Origin of the sequence: Micromonospora sp. NPDC000442, from assembly GCF_042898635.1 — a bacterium.
Taxonomy (GTDB): domain Bacteria; phylum Actinomycetota; class Actinomycetes; order Mycobacteriales; family Micromonosporaceae; genus Micromonospora.
The window spans coordinates 359,580-375,139 of record NZ_JBIAYZ010000002.1; the positions used below are offsets into that span (position 1 = coordinate 359,580).

The 15,560-nt window shown below is 73.0% G+C and carries 17 protein-coding genes; 8 read left to right on the top strand and 9 right to left on the bottom strand.

Annotation, left to right across the window (positions count from 1 at the left end; genetic code table 11):
* Positions 1-10: 10 nt before the first annotated feature.
* Genes ACFY2A_RS04325 through ACFY2A_RS04340 form a run of 4 tightly spaced genes read right to left on the bottom strand, consistent with a single transcriptional unit; the run spans position 11 to position 2,753 of the window.
* Complete coding sequence (locus tag ACFY2A_RS04325; protein WP_387168260.1) at positions 11-517, bottom strand: hypothetical protein; 507 nt, start codon at positions 515-517, stop codon at positions 11-13.
* Positions 501-1,259, bottom strand: a complete 759-nt coding sequence (locus ACFY2A_RS04330) for an SDR family NAD(P)-dependent oxidoreductase (protein ID WP_363919137.1) — start codon at positions 1,257-1,259, stop codon at positions 501-503. Before ACFY2A_RS04330 ends, ACFY2A_RS04325 begins: the two co-directional genes overlap by 17 nt.
* Positions 1,252-2,505, bottom strand: coding sequence for an AMP-binding protein (locus tag ACFY2A_RS04335; RefSeq protein WP_387168264.1), 1,254 nt, complete (start codon positions 2,503-2,505; stop codon positions 1,252-1,254). Before ACFY2A_RS04335 ends, ACFY2A_RS04330 begins: the two co-directional genes overlap by 8 nt.
* On the bottom strand, positions 2,502-2,753 hold the full coding sequence (locus tag ACFY2A_RS04340) for an acyl carrier protein (RefSeq protein ID WP_363919141.1): 252 nt from the start codon (positions 2,751-2,753) through the stop codon (positions 2,502-2,504). Before ACFY2A_RS04340 ends, ACFY2A_RS04335 begins: the two co-directional genes overlap by 4 nt.
* Positions 2,754-2,789: 36 nt before the next feature.
* Here ACFY2A_RS04340 and ACFY2A_RS04345 point away from each other — a divergent pair, with 36 nt between their 5' ends.
* Positions 2,790-3,341 (top strand): GNAT family N-acetyltransferase, encoded by a 552-nt coding sequence (locus ACFY2A_RS04345; protein WP_387168267.1) that lies wholly within the window; start codon positions 2,790-2,792, stop codon positions 3,339-3,341.
* Between the two features lie 66 nt (positions 3,342-3,407).
* Here ACFY2A_RS04345 and ACFY2A_RS04350 read toward each other — a convergent pair whose 3' ends face one another.
* Positions 3,408-5,168: a hypothetical protein gene (locus ACFY2A_RS04350; RefSeq protein ID WP_387168270.1), complete on the bottom strand. Its 1,761-nt coding sequence runs from the start codon at positions 5,166-5,168 to the stop codon at positions 3,408-3,410.
* Between the two features lie 266 nt (positions 5,169-5,434).
* Between ACFY2A_RS04350 and pseB the strand changes: the two genes are divergently transcribed.
* Genes pseB through ACFY2A_RS04375 form a run of 5 tightly spaced genes read left to right on the top strand, consistent with a single transcriptional unit; the run spans position 5,435 to position 10,965 of the window.
* Entirely contained in the window at positions 5,435-6,418 is a 984-nt protein-coding gene (gene pseB / locus ACFY2A_RS04355; protein ID WP_363919147.1) for a UDP-N-acetylglucosamine 4,6-dehydratase (inverting), read from the top strand.
* A complete protein-coding gene (locus tag ACFY2A_RS04360; RefSeq protein ID WP_387168272.1) occupies positions 6,415-7,572 on the top strand; it encodes a DegT/DnrJ/EryC1/StrS family aminotransferase in 1,158 nt (385 codons plus the stop codon). The genes pseB and ACFY2A_RS04360 overlap by 4 nt, the downstream gene beginning before the upstream one ends.
* 11 nt (positions 7,573-7,583) lie before the next feature.
* Positions 7,584-8,420, top strand: a complete 837-nt coding sequence (locus ACFY2A_RS04365) for a hypothetical protein (RefSeq protein WP_363919151.1) — start codon at positions 7,584-7,586, stop codon at positions 8,418-8,420.
* Positions 8,417-10,234, top strand: a complete 1,818-nt coding sequence (locus ACFY2A_RS04370; protein ID WP_387168275.1) for a class I SAM-dependent methyltransferase — start codon at positions 8,417-8,419, stop codon at positions 10,232-10,234. The genes ACFY2A_RS04365 and ACFY2A_RS04370 overlap by 4 nt, the downstream gene beginning before the upstream one ends.
* Positions 10,231-10,965, top strand: a complete 735-nt coding sequence (locus ACFY2A_RS04375) for a cytidylyltransferase domain-containing protein (RefSeq protein ID WP_387168278.1) — start codon at positions 10,231-10,233, stop codon at positions 10,963-10,965. The genes ACFY2A_RS04370 and ACFY2A_RS04375 overlap by 4 nt, the downstream gene beginning before the upstream one ends.
* A 17-nt stretch (positions 10,966-10,982) precedes the next feature.
* Here the strand turns inward: ACFY2A_RS04375 and ACFY2A_RS04380 are convergent, their stop codons facing one another.
* On the bottom strand, positions 10,983-11,147 hold the full coding sequence (locus tag ACFY2A_RS04380) for a hypothetical protein (RefSeq protein WP_387168281.1): 165 nt from the start codon (positions 11,145-11,147) through the stop codon (positions 10,983-10,985).
* On the opposite strand from ACFY2A_RS04380, the gene ACFY2A_RS04385 reads away from it, so the two are divergent.
* Positions 11,136-12,017 (top strand): PseG/SpsG family protein, encoded by an 882-nt coding sequence (locus ACFY2A_RS04385; protein WP_387168572.1) that lies wholly within the window; start codon positions 11,136-11,138, stop codon positions 12,015-12,017. The genes ACFY2A_RS04380 and ACFY2A_RS04385 overlap by 12 nt on opposite strands.
* Here ACFY2A_RS04385 and ACFY2A_RS04390 read toward each other — a convergent pair.
* The 3 genes from ACFY2A_RS04390 to trpB are packed head-to-tail and all read right to left on the bottom strand — an operon-like array spanning position 11,982 to position 14,777.
* Positions 11,982-12,749 (bottom strand): GntR family transcriptional regulator, encoded by a 768-nt coding sequence (locus ACFY2A_RS04390; protein ID WP_387168284.1) that lies wholly within the window; start codon positions 12,747-12,749, stop codon positions 11,982-11,984. The two genes, ACFY2A_RS04385 and ACFY2A_RS04390, sit on opposite strands and share 36 nt — an antisense overlap.
* Before the next feature lie 16 nt (positions 12,750-12,765).
* Positions 12,766-13,572 (bottom strand): tryptophan synthase subunit alpha, encoded by an 807-nt coding sequence (gene trpA / locus ACFY2A_RS04395; RefSeq protein ID WP_387168287.1) that lies wholly within the window; start codon positions 13,570-13,572, stop codon positions 12,766-12,768.
* On the bottom strand, positions 13,569-14,777 hold the full coding sequence (gene trpB, locus ACFY2A_RS04400; protein WP_387168290.1) for a tryptophan synthase subunit beta: 1,209 nt from the start codon (positions 14,775-14,777) through the stop codon (positions 13,569-13,571). Before trpB ends, trpA begins: the two co-directional genes overlap by 4 nt.
* 236 nt (positions 14,778-15,013) lie before the next feature.
* Here trpB and ACFY2A_RS04405 point away from each other — a divergent pair, with 236 nt between their 5' ends.
* On the top strand, positions 15,014-15,433 hold the full coding sequence (locus tag ACFY2A_RS04405; protein WP_387168292.1) for a hypothetical protein: 420 nt from the start codon (positions 15,014-15,016) through the stop codon (positions 15,431-15,433).
* Positions 15,434-15,560 lie beyond the last annotated feature (127 nt).

Consider the following 15,560-nt stretch of genomic DNA (forward strand, 5'->3'; position numbering starts at 1 on the left):
TGGTGCGGTCTCAACCGGTACCGGACACCGCGACATCGGGGAAAGTGCACGAATCCCGGCCGGCCGGGTCGGCGGGGGTGGTGGGGGTGAAGGCGACGGTGACGACCAGGTCGGCCAGCGGCAGGGTGCGCCACAGCCACACGGTGCCGGGTGGCACCTCCAGGCCGTGCCGATGCCACCAGGTGGCCACCGGTACGTCGGCGAGTTTGGCCAGACACTCCACGCGGGTCCACCGGCCCCAGAAGTCGGTGGCCCCGAACCGACGGGTCAACGCGGCGGGTAACGCACCGGCGGCACGCTCGGCGTCGATCGCGACCCGCCAGCCGGGCACCGGCGGGGCGTACCAGCCGACACAACGTCCGTCGCCGAGGTGGCTGCGGGTGACGGCGTCACCCGAGTCGGCCACCGCCGCCACCCGCAGGTGTCGTGGTGCGGCGGCGAGCAGGGCGGAGACCCGTTGTCCCGCACCGTCGTGGGTGCGGGACAACGGGTGCGGCGGATCAGATCGAGGCGGCACCGTCGACCACGATGACCTGGCCGTTGATGTTCGTCTGGTCGCGCAGCAGCAGCCGCACCACCGGCACCACCTCCTCCGGCTCGGTCAGCTGACCGGTCGGCGTACGGCGCACGATCTGGTCGAGCTGGGTCTGGCCGAGCACCGCCGACATCTCCGAGGCGAAGAAACCCGGGGCGACCGCGTTGACAAGCACCCGCCCGCCCAGTTCCCGGGCCAGCGAGCGGGTCGCCGCGTCCATCCCGCCCTTGGTGGCGGAGTACGCCACCAGACCCGGGAAGCCGCGCTGCGCGCAGATCGAGGTGATGTTGACGATCCGCCCGCGCCGCCCCTGGGCCAGCATCCGCCGCACGGCCAGCCGGGTGAGCTGCAACGGTGCGGTCAGGTTGGTCTCGATGATCCGGGCGATGTCGGCGGTGGCGGTGTGCACGTGCAGCGAGTCCTGCCCGACGGCCGCGTTGTTCACCACGCCGTCGATCGGGCCGAGCCGTTCCTCGGCCGCCCGGACGAACGCCTGCGCGGCGGCGAGGTCGGTCACGTCGACCGGGCCGACGTGCGTCCGCTCCGGGTGTGCGTCGGCGAGCTTGGCCAGCTCGGGGGTGACGGTGCGGGCGAAGGCGGCCACCTTGAGGCCCGATTCGAGCAGGTCGGTGACGATGGCGAGGCCGAGGCCGCGGGAACCGCCGGAGACGAGCACCACGGAGCTGGGCGGTACCGGTCGGGCGGGGGTGGTGGGGTCAGACATCGCTCTTCAGGGTCTCCTTGACGGGAATCTCGGTAAGCACGCGGATCCGGCGCGGGACCGCGTACTCGGGCAGTTGGTCGGCGCACCAGCGGACCAGCGTCGCCTCGTCCAACGTGGCGCTTCCGGTCGGCACCACCTCGGCGACGACCATGTGGCCGAGCAACGGGGCGCGCCGCCCGGTGACCCGGGCCCAGGCCACCTGCGGATGCGCGGTCAGCACGTCGCGGACCACACCGGCGGAGACCTTGCTGCCGCCGACGTTTATCTCGTCCGCGTCGAGCCGGCCGGTGATCAGCACCCGACCATCGCTCACCTGTGCCCGGTCGCCGGTGCGGACGGGACCGGCCAGCCCGGCACCGTGGTACGGCGAGGTGATCACCAGTTCACCGTCGCGCACCCCGATCGTGGGGCGGCCCGGGGCTGCCCGGTCCAGCCACTCCACCGGGAACCCGGCCCGCCCGTCGTGCACCACGATGGCCGCGCCGACCTCGGAGGAGGCGTAGATCCAGGAGATCCGGGCGGCCGGGAACACCTCCCGCAACCGGTCCAGGATGGTCTGGTCGACCGGTTCGCCGCCGAGGGTCAGCTGACGCAGCGGCACCCGGGCCAGCCCGGCCGGATCGCGGTGCAGGGCCCGTCGCCAGAAGGTCGGGGTGCCGGAGGCGGCGTCCACGCCGTGCTCGGCCGCCAGCGCCGGCCAGTCGTCGAGCTGATCCGGCTCCACCACCACCAGATGCTGCCCAGGCTGGGTCAGCGACAGCGTGACCACCTGCCACCAGGCGTACGTGCCGGGAGCGTACGGGCAGAGCCAGGTCCGGGCGGGCTGCTGCCCCCGGACGGTGGTAAGCGATTCGAGGGTGTGCCCCACCCGCTTGGGACGACCGGTGGAGCCGGAGGTCAGCAGCCACAGCCGGCCTGGCTCAGCGGCCCGCGCGGCGGGCGTCGTCGCGTCCCCGGCCGTACGGTCACCGCCCAGTTCCGTCACCGCGAACCCGGCGTCGCGCAGTTCCGCGCGCATCGCCGCGTCGACCCGGCTGGCCGTGCTGAGCAGCAGCTCGGTGCCGTGCACGGCGTGGTGCCGGGCGGCGGCGAGCGCGTATCGGGCCGAGTGGGCCAGCGCGGCGGCGGGCCCCGGAAGGGTCAGCTCCGGCAGGTCACGCCAGGTGAGCGCGGCACCGTCGACGACGACCCGGTTGTCGGCCCCCGCCGGATGGACGAGGGCCTGCGGGGCGGTCTCGACGCTCACTGCCGCTGCAACTCGACGAGGAAGTCGAGCACGTCGCCGACGGTGGCGATCCGGCGCAGCCCGGGCGCGTCGAAGTTCAGCTCCTCCCCCGTGGCGTCCTCGACGCGCAGCGCCAACTCGGAGAAGTCCAGCGACCGGAAGCCAACCTCTCGCAGATCGGCGGCGTCGTCGACGGGCAACGCTTTGCCCTGGTTCTTGAGAACCTCGCCCATGAGGTCGCGAATCTGCGCCCGACTCAATTCCTTCATGCGGCGGAGTGTACAGCCAGGTGAATCGTGATTAGGGTGCCCGGTGACCAGGTAAACGGAACGGAAAGCGAGCGGTACGTGTTGCGTGACGCCACCGAGGACGACGTTAACCTGATGTTGTCCTGGCGTAATCAGGAAATCAACCGGCAGGTCAGCAAGACCAGTCACGTCATCACCGCCGAGGAGCACCGACTGTGGTGGTCGGCGGTCCGTCAGGACCCCGCCCGTCGGGTGCTGACCTACCTGCGCGAGGGCGTACCCAGCGGCGCGGTCACCTACTTCGACCTGCGGTTGTCCGGCCCGCGTACCGGCGGTTGGGGCTTCTACCTGGACGCCGAGGGGCTGGCCGAGCGGGGCGAGACGCTGCCCGCCTGGCTGGAGGTGATGCGGGAGGCGGTGGACCACGCCTTCGACGTGCTGGCGCTGGACCGGCTCGACGGTGAGGTGCTCGCCCACAACACGGTGGTGCGCCAGATGAACCGTCGGCTCCGTTTTGTCGAGGGGCCCGGCCGCCAGGAGACCCACGACGGCCGGGAAATCACCGTCATTCCCATTTCTCTGGAGCGCGCCGACCGCCGCGTTCGCTGATTTTTGGTTTCCCGTCCACGCATTGTTCACGTGGCCGACGAGTTGCGTTGGCCACCACTGCGGGAATCACCGGCGCCGCCACCCGGCCCATTTCCGCTGCGGGTCGCCGCCCAGCCGGACGAAGCCGTGCCGGGCACCGTCCCAGTCGTCGGGTTCGCCGGGCGCCCAGCGGGCGAAGACCACCTCCGCGTCGGCCGGCGGCCGGTCACGGAACCACGGCACCTCGGTCCAGGTGACCTGGTGGCTGAGGTTGAACCGGAGCTGGTAGGGGACGCCGGTGGAGGCGGCGACCCGCTCCGGCGGCCGGATCCCCAGCTCGGCCACGCTGGGCACGGGTGTGCCGGCCGCCGCCAATGGGCCGATCAGCCGCTGCGTGATCACCTGCATGGTCGCCACGTTGACCACGAGCAGCGCCGTGAGCACCACCGCCAGCAGGCCGGTACGCGCGATCCGGTGGCGGGTCGCGAGCACGAGCACGAGCAGCAGGCACCCGGCGACCCCGATCGCGGAGCCGACCAGGGGCCGCAGCTGTCGCCACCCGTCGGTCAGGGCCATCAGGTCCGGCGCGCTGAACCCGCCCCAGCGCAGCGGCGCACCGTCGGCGGCTGCCTGGGACAGTCGAAACTGGATCAGTGCGCCGCCCGCCGCCAGCAGCAGCACCGTGGCCCCGATCTGGCGCAGCAGCGGACGGTACGCGGTACCGAACAGCAGCCCGAGGCCGACCAGCAGCCAGAACGGGGCGAACATCTGCACGTACCGGGCGTAGATGGCGTCCGGCACCCGGTCCGGAACACCGGCCAGGACGATCTCCGCGCCGACGGCGACGCCGACGGTGGTCAGCACGGCCACGCCGAACGTCCACCTGGCGGCGTCACCGCCCCGGCGACACAGCCGGGTCACCGCCTCGGCACCAGCCAGCCCGGCCAGCCCGAAGGTGACGACCGTCAGGTACCACACCTGCGTACCGACGGACGCCAGCACCTGCGACAGTCCTCGGACCGAGGTGACCGCCCGCACGGCGTTGCCACCGGCCGGGTCGCCGAGCAGGTGCACCGTGTCGCCGAGCAGCCGTACTCCCGCCTCGTTGCCCAGCACGGCGGCCACCACCGGCAGCACCGCCGCCAGTAACGCGGCCGGGTCCAGCCGGCGGCGGACGACCAGCGCCAGGGCCAGCAGCGCGAAACCGGCGACGATCACCACTCCGCGCGAGTGCACCAGATGCGCCGCGCCCGCCAGGGCACCGCACACCGCCGCGACGGCTGGTCCGGGCCGCTCGACCAGCCGGTGCACGGCGAGCAGCCAGGCCAGCAGCAGCGGCCCGAGCACCGCGTCGGTCATCGCCACCGTGGCGTGGAAGGCCACCGCCGGCAACGTCGCCGCGCCGGCCGCCGCCGCCAGGGCCGGACCGGCTCGCAGCCCCAGCAGCCGGCGACCGAGCAGGTACGCCAGCGGCAGGACCGTCGCGTTCAACGCCGCATTGATCACCCGCACCAGCAGGTAGGTGTCGAGGAAGTCCCGGTCGAGGAGAAAGGCCGGCGCGATCAGCAGCGGGTAGCCGATCCGGCGCAGGGTCTCGTTCTCGCTGCTGAATCCCCCGGGACCGCCGGCCAGGGCGCGTGCGGTGTTGAGGTAGCTGTCCTCATCGGTGTGCGCGAACGGCATGCCGGCGTGGCGGGCCAACCAGATCCGCCAGGCGGTCCCCAGCAGCCAGCCGCCGACCAGCAGCAGGGGCAGCAACCAGCGGCGACGGTTGGACCGCACCGACCCACGCTGGTCCACCGACCCGCCCGTGGCCTCGGCCCGGGTCGTCTCGGCCTCGACGGTCATCGTTCCTCCCACGACGCGGCCGGGCAGGCAGCCGCCGTCCGGACGCGCCACGGTTCCCGGTCGGGTCGAGACGCTAACGGCCCGGTCGGCGCAGGTCGGCGGGCATGCCGCGACGACGGCAGGTGTTCGCCAACCGGGTGCCCGCCATTCACCGCCGCACGCCACGTGGTTAACCGCAGGGCATGAGCCCGTTAACCCGCCGCGTCTAGCGTTCCCACCCGGCCGGCCGAGGCCGACCGCGAATCCGACACACACGGGAGCACCAGTTGAGCGAGCTGAACGGATCGTCCATCCTCGTCACCGGGGGAACGGGTTCCTTCGGCAGGACCTTCCTGCGGCACCTACTCGCCGAGACCGATCCGGCCCGGGTGGTGGTCTTTTCCCGTGACGAGCTCAAGCAGTACGAGCTGCGCCAGCAGCTCGGCGACGACCCCCGACTGCGCTGGTTCATCGGCGACATCCGGGACCGGCACCGGCTGACCCGGGCCATGCACGGCGTGGACCACGTCGTGCACGCCGCCGCCCTCAAGCAGGTCGACACCGCGGAGTACAACCCATCGGAGTTCATCGCCACAAACATCACCGGTTCGCAGCACGTCGTCGACGCGGCGATCGAGGCCGGCGTGCAGAAGGTGGTGGCCCTGTCCACCGACAAGGCGTCCAGCCCGATCAACCTGTACGGCGCGACGAAGCTGGTCGGCGACAAGCTGTTCATCTCCGCAAACCACTACGCGGCACAGCACCCGACCCGCTTCGCGGTGGTGCGCTACGGCAACGTGGTCGGCAGCCGTGGCTCGGTGGTTCCGCTGTTCCGCCGGCTCGCCGCCGAGGGTAAGAGCCTGCCGATCACGGACAAGCGGATGACCCGCTTCTGGATCACACTGGACCAGGCCGTGCAGTTCGTCATCGACTCGTTCGACCAGATGCAGGGCGGCGAGCTGTTCGTGCCCCGCATCCCCAGCATGCGCATCCTCGACCTGGTCGAGGCGGTCGCCCCGGAGGCCACCACCCACGAGATCGGCATCCGGCCCGGCGAGAAGCTGCACGAGGAGATGATCGCCCCGGACGACAGCCGCCGGACGCTGATCACCAAGGACCGGTTCATCGTGCAGCCGACCATCGCCACCTGGGGCTATCAGCCGCCCGTCGGCTGCGAGCCGGTGGCCGACGGCTTCGCGTACCAGTCGGACACCAACGACGAGTGGCTCACCGTGCCCCAGCTACGCGACATGCTCGGCATCGCGGCATGACGTCTTTCCTCCCGTACGGTCGACAGTCGGTCACCGACGACGACGTGGCCGCCGTGGTCGCCGCCCTGCGCAGCGACTGGCTCACCACCGGCCCGGAGGTCGCCGCCTTCGAGGCGGACATCTCCGCCTGGGCCGGTGGGGCCGGGGTGGCGACGGTCTCCAACGGCACCGCCGCACTGCACGTGGCGTACGCGGCGGCCGGTGTCGGCCCCGGCGACGAGGTGATCGTGCCGCCGATGACGTTCGTGGCCACCGCCAGCAGCGCGGTCGCCCTCGGCGCGCGGGTCGTCTTCGCCGACGTGGAGGAGGAGACGTTCACCCTGGACCCGGCGGCGGTGGCCGGGGCCACCACCGAGCGGACGAAGGTCGTCGCCGCGGTCGACTACGCGGGCCACCCGGCCGACTACGACGCGCTGCGCGCCGCGCTCGACGGCAGCGACGCGCTGCTGCTCGCCGACGCGGCCCACTCGATCGGCGCCACCTACCGGGGCCGGCCGGTGGGATCGCTTGCCGACCTGACCACGTTCTCGTTCTTCCCGACCAAGAACCTGACCACCGCCGAGGGCGGCGCGGTCGCCACCACCGATCCCGGATTGCTCAAGCGGGCCCGCCGGTTCCGCAACATCGGGCTGGTCCGGGAACCCGACGAGCTGCGGTGGCCGGACGAGGGCGGCTGGCACCAGGAGGTGCACGAGTTCGGCCTGAACTACCGGCTGCCGGATATGTTGTGCGCGCTCGGCCGCAGTCAGTTGCGCCGCCTCGACGCCTTCCTCGCCCGCCGCGCCGAACTGGTGGCCCGCTACGACGCGGCCCTCGCCGATCTCCCCGGCGTGCTCGTTCCCGGCCGGCGGGAGTGGGCGGCACCGGCCTGGCACCTGTACCCGATCCGGGTGCTCGACGGCCGCCGTCGCGAAATCTACGAACGGATGCGCGCGGCCGGGATCGGCGTCCAGGTCAACTACATCCCCGCGCACTGGCACCCGGCCTTCGCCGACCTCGGCTACCGGCGCGGCAGTTGTCCCGTGTCGGAAGCCTTCTACGCCCAGCAGTTGTCGCTGCCGCTCTACCCTGGGCTGCGCGACGCCGACCAGGACCGCGTCATCGACGCGTTGGCCGCGGCCCTGCGCGGCGTCTCGCTCCGGCCCACCGCCTGAGGGAACGCCCGATGCACCACGCGAACCACTTCTACGGTCACGCCCACGTGCTGGCCCGCTACGCGGGGCTGGGTGACGGCCACCCGCCCCGGATCAACGGGTACGTCCAGCACGGCTGGAACATCGGCGACGGCCTGGCCCCCGGCCACCCGTACGCCGAGCGCACGCCGAGTTTGCTCTGGTCGGAGCAGACCCGACGGCGGGCCTGGTCGGTCGGGCGGCGCAACGTCACGGTGATCGGGGCACCGTTCGTCTACCTGCTGGCCATGCGACCGGAGGAGGAATCCCAGCCGCCCCGGGAGGGCACCATCTGGTACCCGTTCCACGGCTGGGAGGGCCAGCACGTCAAGGGTGACCACAAGGAACTGATCGCCCGCATCCGGGACACCGAACCGGGCCCGGTCACGGTCTGCCTGTACTGGCACGAGCACCGGATGCGGCGGGTACGCCGGCTCTACGAGAACGCCGGCTTCCGGGTCATCTGCCACGGCTACCGCGGGCACTGGTGGAAGGACACCGACCCGCAGTTCCTGGACCGTCAGCTCACCGAGCTGCGCCGGCACCGCCGGGTCGCGTCCAACCGGCTGACAAGCGCCATCTTCTACGGCATCGCGGCCGGCTGCGAGCCGGCGGTGTACGGCGACCCGATGGTGCTGGCCGACGAGGACCCGACCTTCGGCGGCACCGCCCGGATCCGCCGGCAGTGGCCGCAGTTGCACGGCGAACAGGTGCACCTGCCGACCGCCGTCGCGATCGCCCACGCCGAACTGGGCACCGACCACCGCCACCCGCCCGCCGCGCTGCGGGAACTGCTGGGGTGGGCGTACCCGCAGGAGGAGACGACGTGACAACCGAGACGGCGTCAGCGGTGACGCTGCCCGGCGGCGAGATGCTCGCCTGGTCCGATCGGACGGACTCAGCCGGCGACGGCCCCCTCGCCGCGTTGGCCGCCCGCCTGGTGCCGGCCGGTGCCCGGGTGCTGCTGGCCGGACCGCACGGCCCGGCGCTGCTCGACGCGCTGGCCCACGCCCGGCTCACCTGCCTGCTGCGCGGCTACCCGGACGCGGCGGTGCTCGCCGACCGGGTGGACCGGGTGCTGGTGGCCGGCCCGCACGGCCTCCCCGCCGGCGAGGAGTACGACGTGGTGATCGCCGGTGCCGGGTTGGACGCGGTCGAGTCGGTCGAGGGTGAGCGACTCGGCTGGGACGGGCTGCTGGCCCGCCTGGTGGCGGCCGTCCGACCCGGTGGTGACCTGCTGCTGCGGCTGGACAACCCGCTCGGCGTGCACCGGCTGGTCGCCGCCGAGAGCTGGCACGCCGGCCGGAGCGATGCCGAGTGGACCGTCGGTGGGGTGCTCGACGCCGCCCGTCCCGCCAACCTGGAGCAGGCACGCGAGCGGCTGGCCGCCGCCGGGATGCGCGCCGGCAGCTGTTACGCCGCGTACCCGCGTCCCGACCTGACCACCGCGCTGCTGGCCGTCGACGAGTTGGCTCGGCACACCAGCAGCGGGTTGTTCGACGCGGTGCTGCACACCGCCTGCACCGACGGGTACACCGGCCGGTTCGTCCTCGCCGATCCGGCCCGGCTGGCCGCAGACGCCCTGCATGCCGGCCGCGCCGCCGACCTGGCCCCGTCCTGGCTGATCCTCGCCCGCCGACCGGACACCGCGCCGACCGACCCCGATCGCCAGTCGACCGACCACGAGCCAGCCGGCACCGACGACGCGGCTCGCCCGCAGCCGGGCGTCGACCGGTCGGAGAACCCGCCACCCGGGGGCGGCCAAACCAGCCCGTTGCCGGCGGCATTGGTCGCAATGACCGGCGGCGCGGTGGTCGAGGTGCGGGACGGGCCGCAGGGCTGGCACTGGCACCGGCCCGAGGGCGGGGCCACACCGTACGCCGGCCGGGAGGTGGCCCACCGCGAACCGGATGGCCCCGACGAGCCGGTACCCGACGGTCGCCTGCTGCGCAGCCTGCTGCTCGACGGATGCCTGCGCCGGGACACGGCGCTGCTGCGCGGGCTGCTGCGCGGGTACGCCGACTGGCTCGACGGCCAGGCCGAGCAGGGACAGCTCGTCGGCGCGGTGGCACTGGCCGGGGCGGACAACCTGGTCGTCGACGGTGACCGCTGGGCGGTGCTCGACCGGAGTCGGCGGGCCGACGCACCGTCGCCGGTCGACGTGGTGCTGGCCCGGACGTTGTGGCGCTTCGCCGCCGACCTGCTCACCGGCGGGTACGCCCACCCGTGGACCTCCACGTTGGATGTTGCGGGGCTGACCGTGGTGCTCGGTGGAGTCGCCGGACGCGACTTCGACCGGGCCGTCGTCGAGGCCGCGATGCAGCCGGAGACGGCGGCCGCCGTCGCACCGACCGATCCGCCGCCGGGCCCGCGCAGCTACCAGCAGCTGCGCGAGGCGTGGCTGCGCCAGCGGGAGGAGAACACCAGGCTGACGGCGCTGCTCAGGTGGACCGAGAACCTGCTCACCACCCGCGAACGTGCACTCCGTCGGGCCGAAGCGAAGATCAACCTGTTGAGCGGTTCGCTGAGCTACAAGGTCGGGCGACTGGCCATCACTCCGGCGCGGATGGCCAGGCGCGGCGCCCGCGCCGCCAAACGCCGGGCCCGCGCCGCCATCTCCGCGAAGCAGGGAGGACAGCAGTGACCGACCGCATCGTCGGCATCGTGCAGGCGCGGATGGGCTCGTCCCGGCTGCCCGGCAAGGTGCTGCGCCCGCTGGCCGGGCGCAGCGTGCTCGGCCGGGTGGTCCGGGCCGCCCAGGACAGCGGCGTGCTGGCCGACCTGGTGGTGGCGACCAGCAGCGACAGCAGTGACGACGCGGTCGTCGCCGAGTGTGACCGGCTCGGCGTCCGCTGGCACCGGGGCCCCGTCGACGACGTGCTGACCCGCTTCGTCGGTGCCCTGGACGACCATCCCGCCGACGCGGTCATGCGGTTCACGGCCGACTGTCCGCTGCTGGATCCGGAGATCGTCAGCCTGGTCGCCTCGGTGTACCGCGCCGTGCCGGGGCTGGACTACGCCAGCACGTCGATCGCCCGCACCCTCCCCCGAGGTCTGGACGTCGAGATCATCCGGGCGGACGCGCTGCGCACCGTCGACCGGCTCGCCACCGACCACCACCGGGTGCACGTGACCTCGTACGCGTACGCGCATCCGGAGGTGTTCCGGGTACTCGGCGTGACCCTCACCCCGGACCGTTCGCAGCTGCGCCTCACCCTGGACACTGCCCGCGACTGGGAGCTGGTCCGCGCGGTGGCCGACCATTTCGGTGACGTCAGCGTGCCGCTGGCCAAGCTCGCCGACTGGCTCGACGGGCAGCCGGCGCTGCGCGCGCTCAACGCCGACGTACGGCAGAAGCGGTTGGAGGAGCGCTGAGCACGTTACGTGTCGGACTACGCTGCGACGCCGGGCCGCTGCGCGGTGTCGGGCACCTGGTCCGTTGTCTCGCCCTCGGTGAGGAGTTCCAGGCCCGGGGCGCCACCGTCGAGGTCTTCGGCACCGTCGACGGCGTCGGTTGGGCGGCCGACCAGCTCACCGCCCGGGGTATCCCCTTGCATCCCGGCCCGGACACCCCGGACGACCTGGTCGCCACGGCCCGCCGGCACGACCTCGACGTGCTGGTCCTCGACTCGTACGAGCTGGATCCCGCCGGTGCGGGCGCACTGCGGGCGGCCGGGGTGCTGACCCTGGCCATCGTCGACGGGGACACCCGGGGACAGGACGCCGACCTCTACCTCGACCAGAACTTCGCCACCGACCTGGCGGTGCCGGCGGGCCGGCTGCTCGCCGGCAGCGGGTACGCCCTGCTGCGCGAGAGTGTCCTGGCCGCCCGGCCGACGGCCCCGCGCCCGGCGATGACCGTGGATCCCCCCTCGGTGCTGGCCTTCTTCGGCGGCACCGATGCGGCCGGCGCGGCACCGGTGCTGACCGAGGTGCTGCTGTCGACCGGTCGGCCGATGGAACTCACCGTCGTCGTCGGCCGGCCCGAGCTGGCCGCGCGGATGGCTCGGCTGACGCCGGGGCCCGGGCAGTCGCTGCTGCCGGTGCCACCCACCGGTGCGTTGCCCGCCCTGATCGCCGCGGCGGACCTGGTGGTCAGCGCGGCCGGCACCTCCACCTGGGAACTGTGCTGTCTCGGGGCACCGTCGGCGCTGGTCTGCGTGGTGGACAACCAACGCGAGTCGTACCACCGGGTGGTGGAGGCGGGTCTTGCCGCCGGGCTCGGTGAGCTGTCCGCGCTGGCCGGCGAGGGTCCGGCGACCGGCGCCGCCGCGCGCACCCTGGCGGGGCTGCTGGGCGACGGGGCGCGCCGGGCGGAGCTGTCCGCCCGCGCCTGGACGGCCGTGGACGGGCGCGGGCGGCAACGGGTGGTGGACGCGGTGCTGGAGGCGCTACGACACGTCGCGGCTGGCACCCCAGTGCAGTGACAGGCCCCGCGCGGCGCGATCGGTGTTGATCTCCATCATGCTGCCGAGGATCGTGGCCCGGTCGGCGACGATGGCGGTGCCGTCAAGCGTGTAGGTGGTCCGGTCGCTGATCAGCACGGCGGCACCCGGTGCGTCGTCGAGGTGTGCCGCCGGCGCCGCGTCGAGGACGCCGGGCCGGATCGTCTCGGTGGCCCGGGCGACCGAGACACCCCGGACGGCGAGCGCCTCGTACAGGGATGTCGCGGTGAAGTCCACCTCGCGCAGACCGTCCGCGTGCGAGGCGCGTACCCACGAGACCTGGTGCACGGCGCGGCGGCCGGCGAACGCGCGGACCCGCTCCAGCCGCAGCCCGGAGTCGGTCGCGCTGGCCCGTAGCGCCCCGGCGATCCGCGCGGGCAGGCGGCGCACCGCGCGGCCGACCACGGCGGTACGCACCTCGTGGCCCTGGTCCCGCAGGTCGTCGGCGAAGCTGCGCAGCGAGCCGAGCCGGTACGCCAGGTGCGGCGGGGCGACGAAGGTGCCCCGGCCGGGTTGCTGCTCGATCAGCCCTTCGTCGCTGAGCTGCCGCAACGCCTGCCGCAGCGTCATCAGCGTGACGCCGTAGGCGGCGCTGAGGTCGCGCTGGGAGGGCAGCGCCGCGCCGGGCGGATAGTCCCCGGATCGGATCTTGGCGGCGAGGTCCGCGGCGATGGTGCGGTACCGCGCCGCGGGCGCGTCCTGCCCGATAGCCATGCCGCCGCCCCGCCCCCTAACCTCCGGCGTCCGCCGTTGTCCCTGCCGGCACGCCGTCCAGCGCCGCGCGCAGGGACCGGACGAATCCGGCGGTCGACGCCGGATCCGCGCCGTCGAGCAGGCGTCGCATCAGCGCCGCGCCGACGATCACGCCGTCGGCGTCCCGCGCCGCCGCAGCCGCCTGCGCCGGTGTCGAGATGCCGAATCCCAAGAATACGGGCCGGTCCGTGACGCCCCGCAGGCGCCGCGCCAGCCCGGCGGCCGAGGCGCCGAGCTGCTCCCGTTCACCCGTGATCCCCATCAGGGAGACGGCGTAGACGAAGCCGCGACTGCGCTCGGCGATGTCCCGCAGCCGCCGTGGTGGGGTCGCGGGCGAGGCCAGCAACGCGAGGTCGACGTTCGCGGTCCGCGCGGCCGCGCCCGTCGATCCGACCTCCTCAAGCGGCAGGTCGGGCACGATCAGGCCCTGCACGCCCGCCTTGGCGAGGGCCCGGCAGAACCGGTCCGGGCCGCGCCGCAACGCGAGATTGGCGTACGTGCTGACGACGACCGGCACGTCGATCCGGCTCCTCGACAGGTCGGCGAGGATGCCACCGGTGGTGGCGCCCCGGGACAGCGCGGCGTCGGACGCCTCCTGGATGGTGACGCCGTCGAGGGTGGGGTCGGAGAAGGGGATGCCGACCTCGATCGCGTCCGCTCCGGCGTCGGCGAGGGCGCGCAGGTGGTCGGTCCAGTCCGGGGTGACTCCACCGGTGAGATAGGGCATGAGCAGCTTGCGCCCGCGGTCGCGCCGCAGCCGCAGCCGGGTCTCCAGACTGGTCATTCCGCCTCCTCGTCGCCCAGGTACGTCATAAGCGTCGCGATGTCCTTGTCGCCGCGTCCGGAGAGCGTGACGAGCACACTGCTGCCCGTGGGTAGTTCGGTGGTGCCGGCCGACCGGATGACCCAGGCGAGCGCGTGCGCCGACTCGATCGCCGGGACGATGCCCTCGGCGCGGGCCAGCCGGACCGCCGCCGCCAGCGCCTCCTCGTCGGTGGCGGTGACGTACCGGGCCCGGCCGAGGTCGCGCAGGTGGGCGTGCTCCGGCCCGACTCCGGGGTAGTCCAGGCCGGCCGCGACGGAGTGCGCCTCGCGGATCTGGCCCTGCTCGTCCTGAAGAAACAGCGACTGGAATCCGTGCAGGACGCCTATCTCACCGAGGGCCGCGCCGGCACCGCCCGCCGCCTCGACCCCCACCAGCCGCGCCGGTGTGTCGACGAATCCGGCGAAGGTGCCGGCGGCGTTGGAGCCACCCCCGACGCAGGCGACCACATGCTGCGGTGTGCCGGCCGACAACAGCTCGGCGCACTGGTGTCGGGCCTCCTGCCCGATGACCGCCTGTAGCTCGCGAACCATCCACGGGTACGGGTGCGGCCCGATCACCGAGCCCACGCAGTAGTAGGCGTCCTCGGTGACGCCGACCCAGTGGCGCATCGCCTCGCTGGTGGCGTCCTTGAGGGTCCGGCTGCCCGACCGCACCGGTACGACCTGCGCGCCGAGCAGCCGCATCCGGAACACGTTGTGCGCCTGCCGCTCGACGTCTCGCTCGCCCATGAAGACCGTCACCGGCAGGCCCAGCAGGGCACCGGCGGTAGCGGTGGCGACGCCGTGCATTCCCGCGCCGGTCTCGGCGAGCAGTCGCCGCTTGCCCATCCGGCGGGCCAGCAACGCCTGCCCCAGCACATTATTGATCTTGTGGGAGCCGGTGTGCGCGAGGTCCTCCCGCTTGAGCAGCACCGTCACGCCGAGTTCGGCCGACAGCCGCAGGGCCGGGGTCAGCGGCGTCGGTCGACCCGCGTACGTCGACAGCAGCCGCGCCAGTTCGCCCCGGAAGCCCGGATCCGCCCACGCCTCGGCGAAGGCCGCCTCGACCTCCTCGCACGCGGGTATCAGCGGCTCGGGTACGAACCGGCCACCGTGGCGCCCGAACCGGCCGGCCACCGGCGCGACGGTCGGGTCGATCGGGTCGCGCAGTGCCAGAGCTTCCATGGCAACCTCCAACTGTTCTATATCTCTCCTCTAGAGTTATAGAACAGTTGGCGGAGTGTGCGCAAGGCTTCGCCACCGACGGCCAGAGACGCACCAGCCCGACCGTCCTGATGCAGGTGAGCCCTGACTACAGTGGCCAGCGCCCAGGGTGGACAGCTTCCTACTGGCTGCCGCTCGTCGGCTGCTGCGGTGCGAGCCATCCTCCATCGTGTAGTCACAAAGGAGAACGCGTGATCTTGTCCGTACGAAGAGTGGCCCTGTTGATGCCGGCGCTTGCCCTACTGACGTCTGCCGCGCTGGTGGCCCCGATGGCGACGAAGGCGGAAGCAGCGACCTGCGTACGCTCCTGGAGCGCCTCGGCGGGCGACTCGGTCGGGACTGGACTCGGATTCAGCTACTCCGGGTGGCCAGGGGGAAATGCACGGGTGAAGGCCACGTACAAGATCTCGGGCACCGTCAAATCGATCCGGGTGCGCATGTCGCAGGGCGGCACCAGCACCTACACCACGCTGCTCGGCACCTCGGGCAAGAAGGTCACGAAGGACGTCGCCGTGGGCTATCGCGCCAAGGGCAAGGGCACGCTGTGGTTCGAGCCCAGGGGTGACAGCACGACCACCGGTCGTACCCTCTACTCCTTCTGCCTGTACCGGAGCTGATCTTCCGCTCGGCAGCGGGGGGGGGGGGGGGGGGGTCGGGCCCCCCCCCCCCCCCCCCCCCCCCCCCGGGGGGTTTTGGGGGGCGCCCCCCCCCCCCGGGGGAAACCAACACAGGGTGTAGACGCCC

Bases quoted from the DNA above. Each gene is read 5' to 3' on its own strand.
- ACFY2A_RS04330 (WP_363919137.1), bottom strand. From the start codon at position 1,259: ATGTCTGACCCCACCACCCCCGCCCGACCGGTACCGCCCAGCTCCGTG.
- ACFY2A_RS04340 (WP_363919141.1), bottom strand. From the start codon at position 2,753: ATGAAGGAATTGAGTCGGGCGCAGATTCGCGACCTCATGGGCGAGGTT.
- ACFY2A_RS04350 (WP_387168270.1), bottom strand. From the start codon at position 5,168: ATGACCGTCGAGGCCGAGACGACCCGGGCCGAGGCCACGGGCGGGTCG.
- ACFY2A_RS04360 (WP_387168272.1), top strand. From the start codon at position 6,415: ATGACGTCTTTCCTCCCGTACGGTCGACAGTCGGTCACCGACGACGAC.
- ACFY2A_RS04365 (WP_363919151.1), top strand. From the start codon at position 7,584: ATGCACCACGCGAACCACTTCTACGGTCACGCCCACGTGCTGGCCCGC.
- ACFY2A_RS04380 (WP_387168281.1), bottom strand. From the start codon at position 11,147: ATGCAAGGGGATACCCCGGGCGGTGAGCTGGTCGGCCGCCCAACCGAC.
- ACFY2A_RS04390 (WP_387168284.1), bottom strand. From the start codon at position 12,749: ATGGCTATCGGGCAGGACGCGCCCGCGGCGCGGTACCGCACCATCGCC.
- trpA (WP_387168287.1), bottom strand. From the start codon at position 13,572: ATGACCAGTCTGGAGACCCGGCTGCGGCTGCGGCGCGACCGCGGGCGC.
- trpB (WP_387168290.1), bottom strand. From the start codon at position 14,777: ATGGAAGCTCTGGCACTGCGCGACCCGATCGACCCGACCGTCGCGCCG.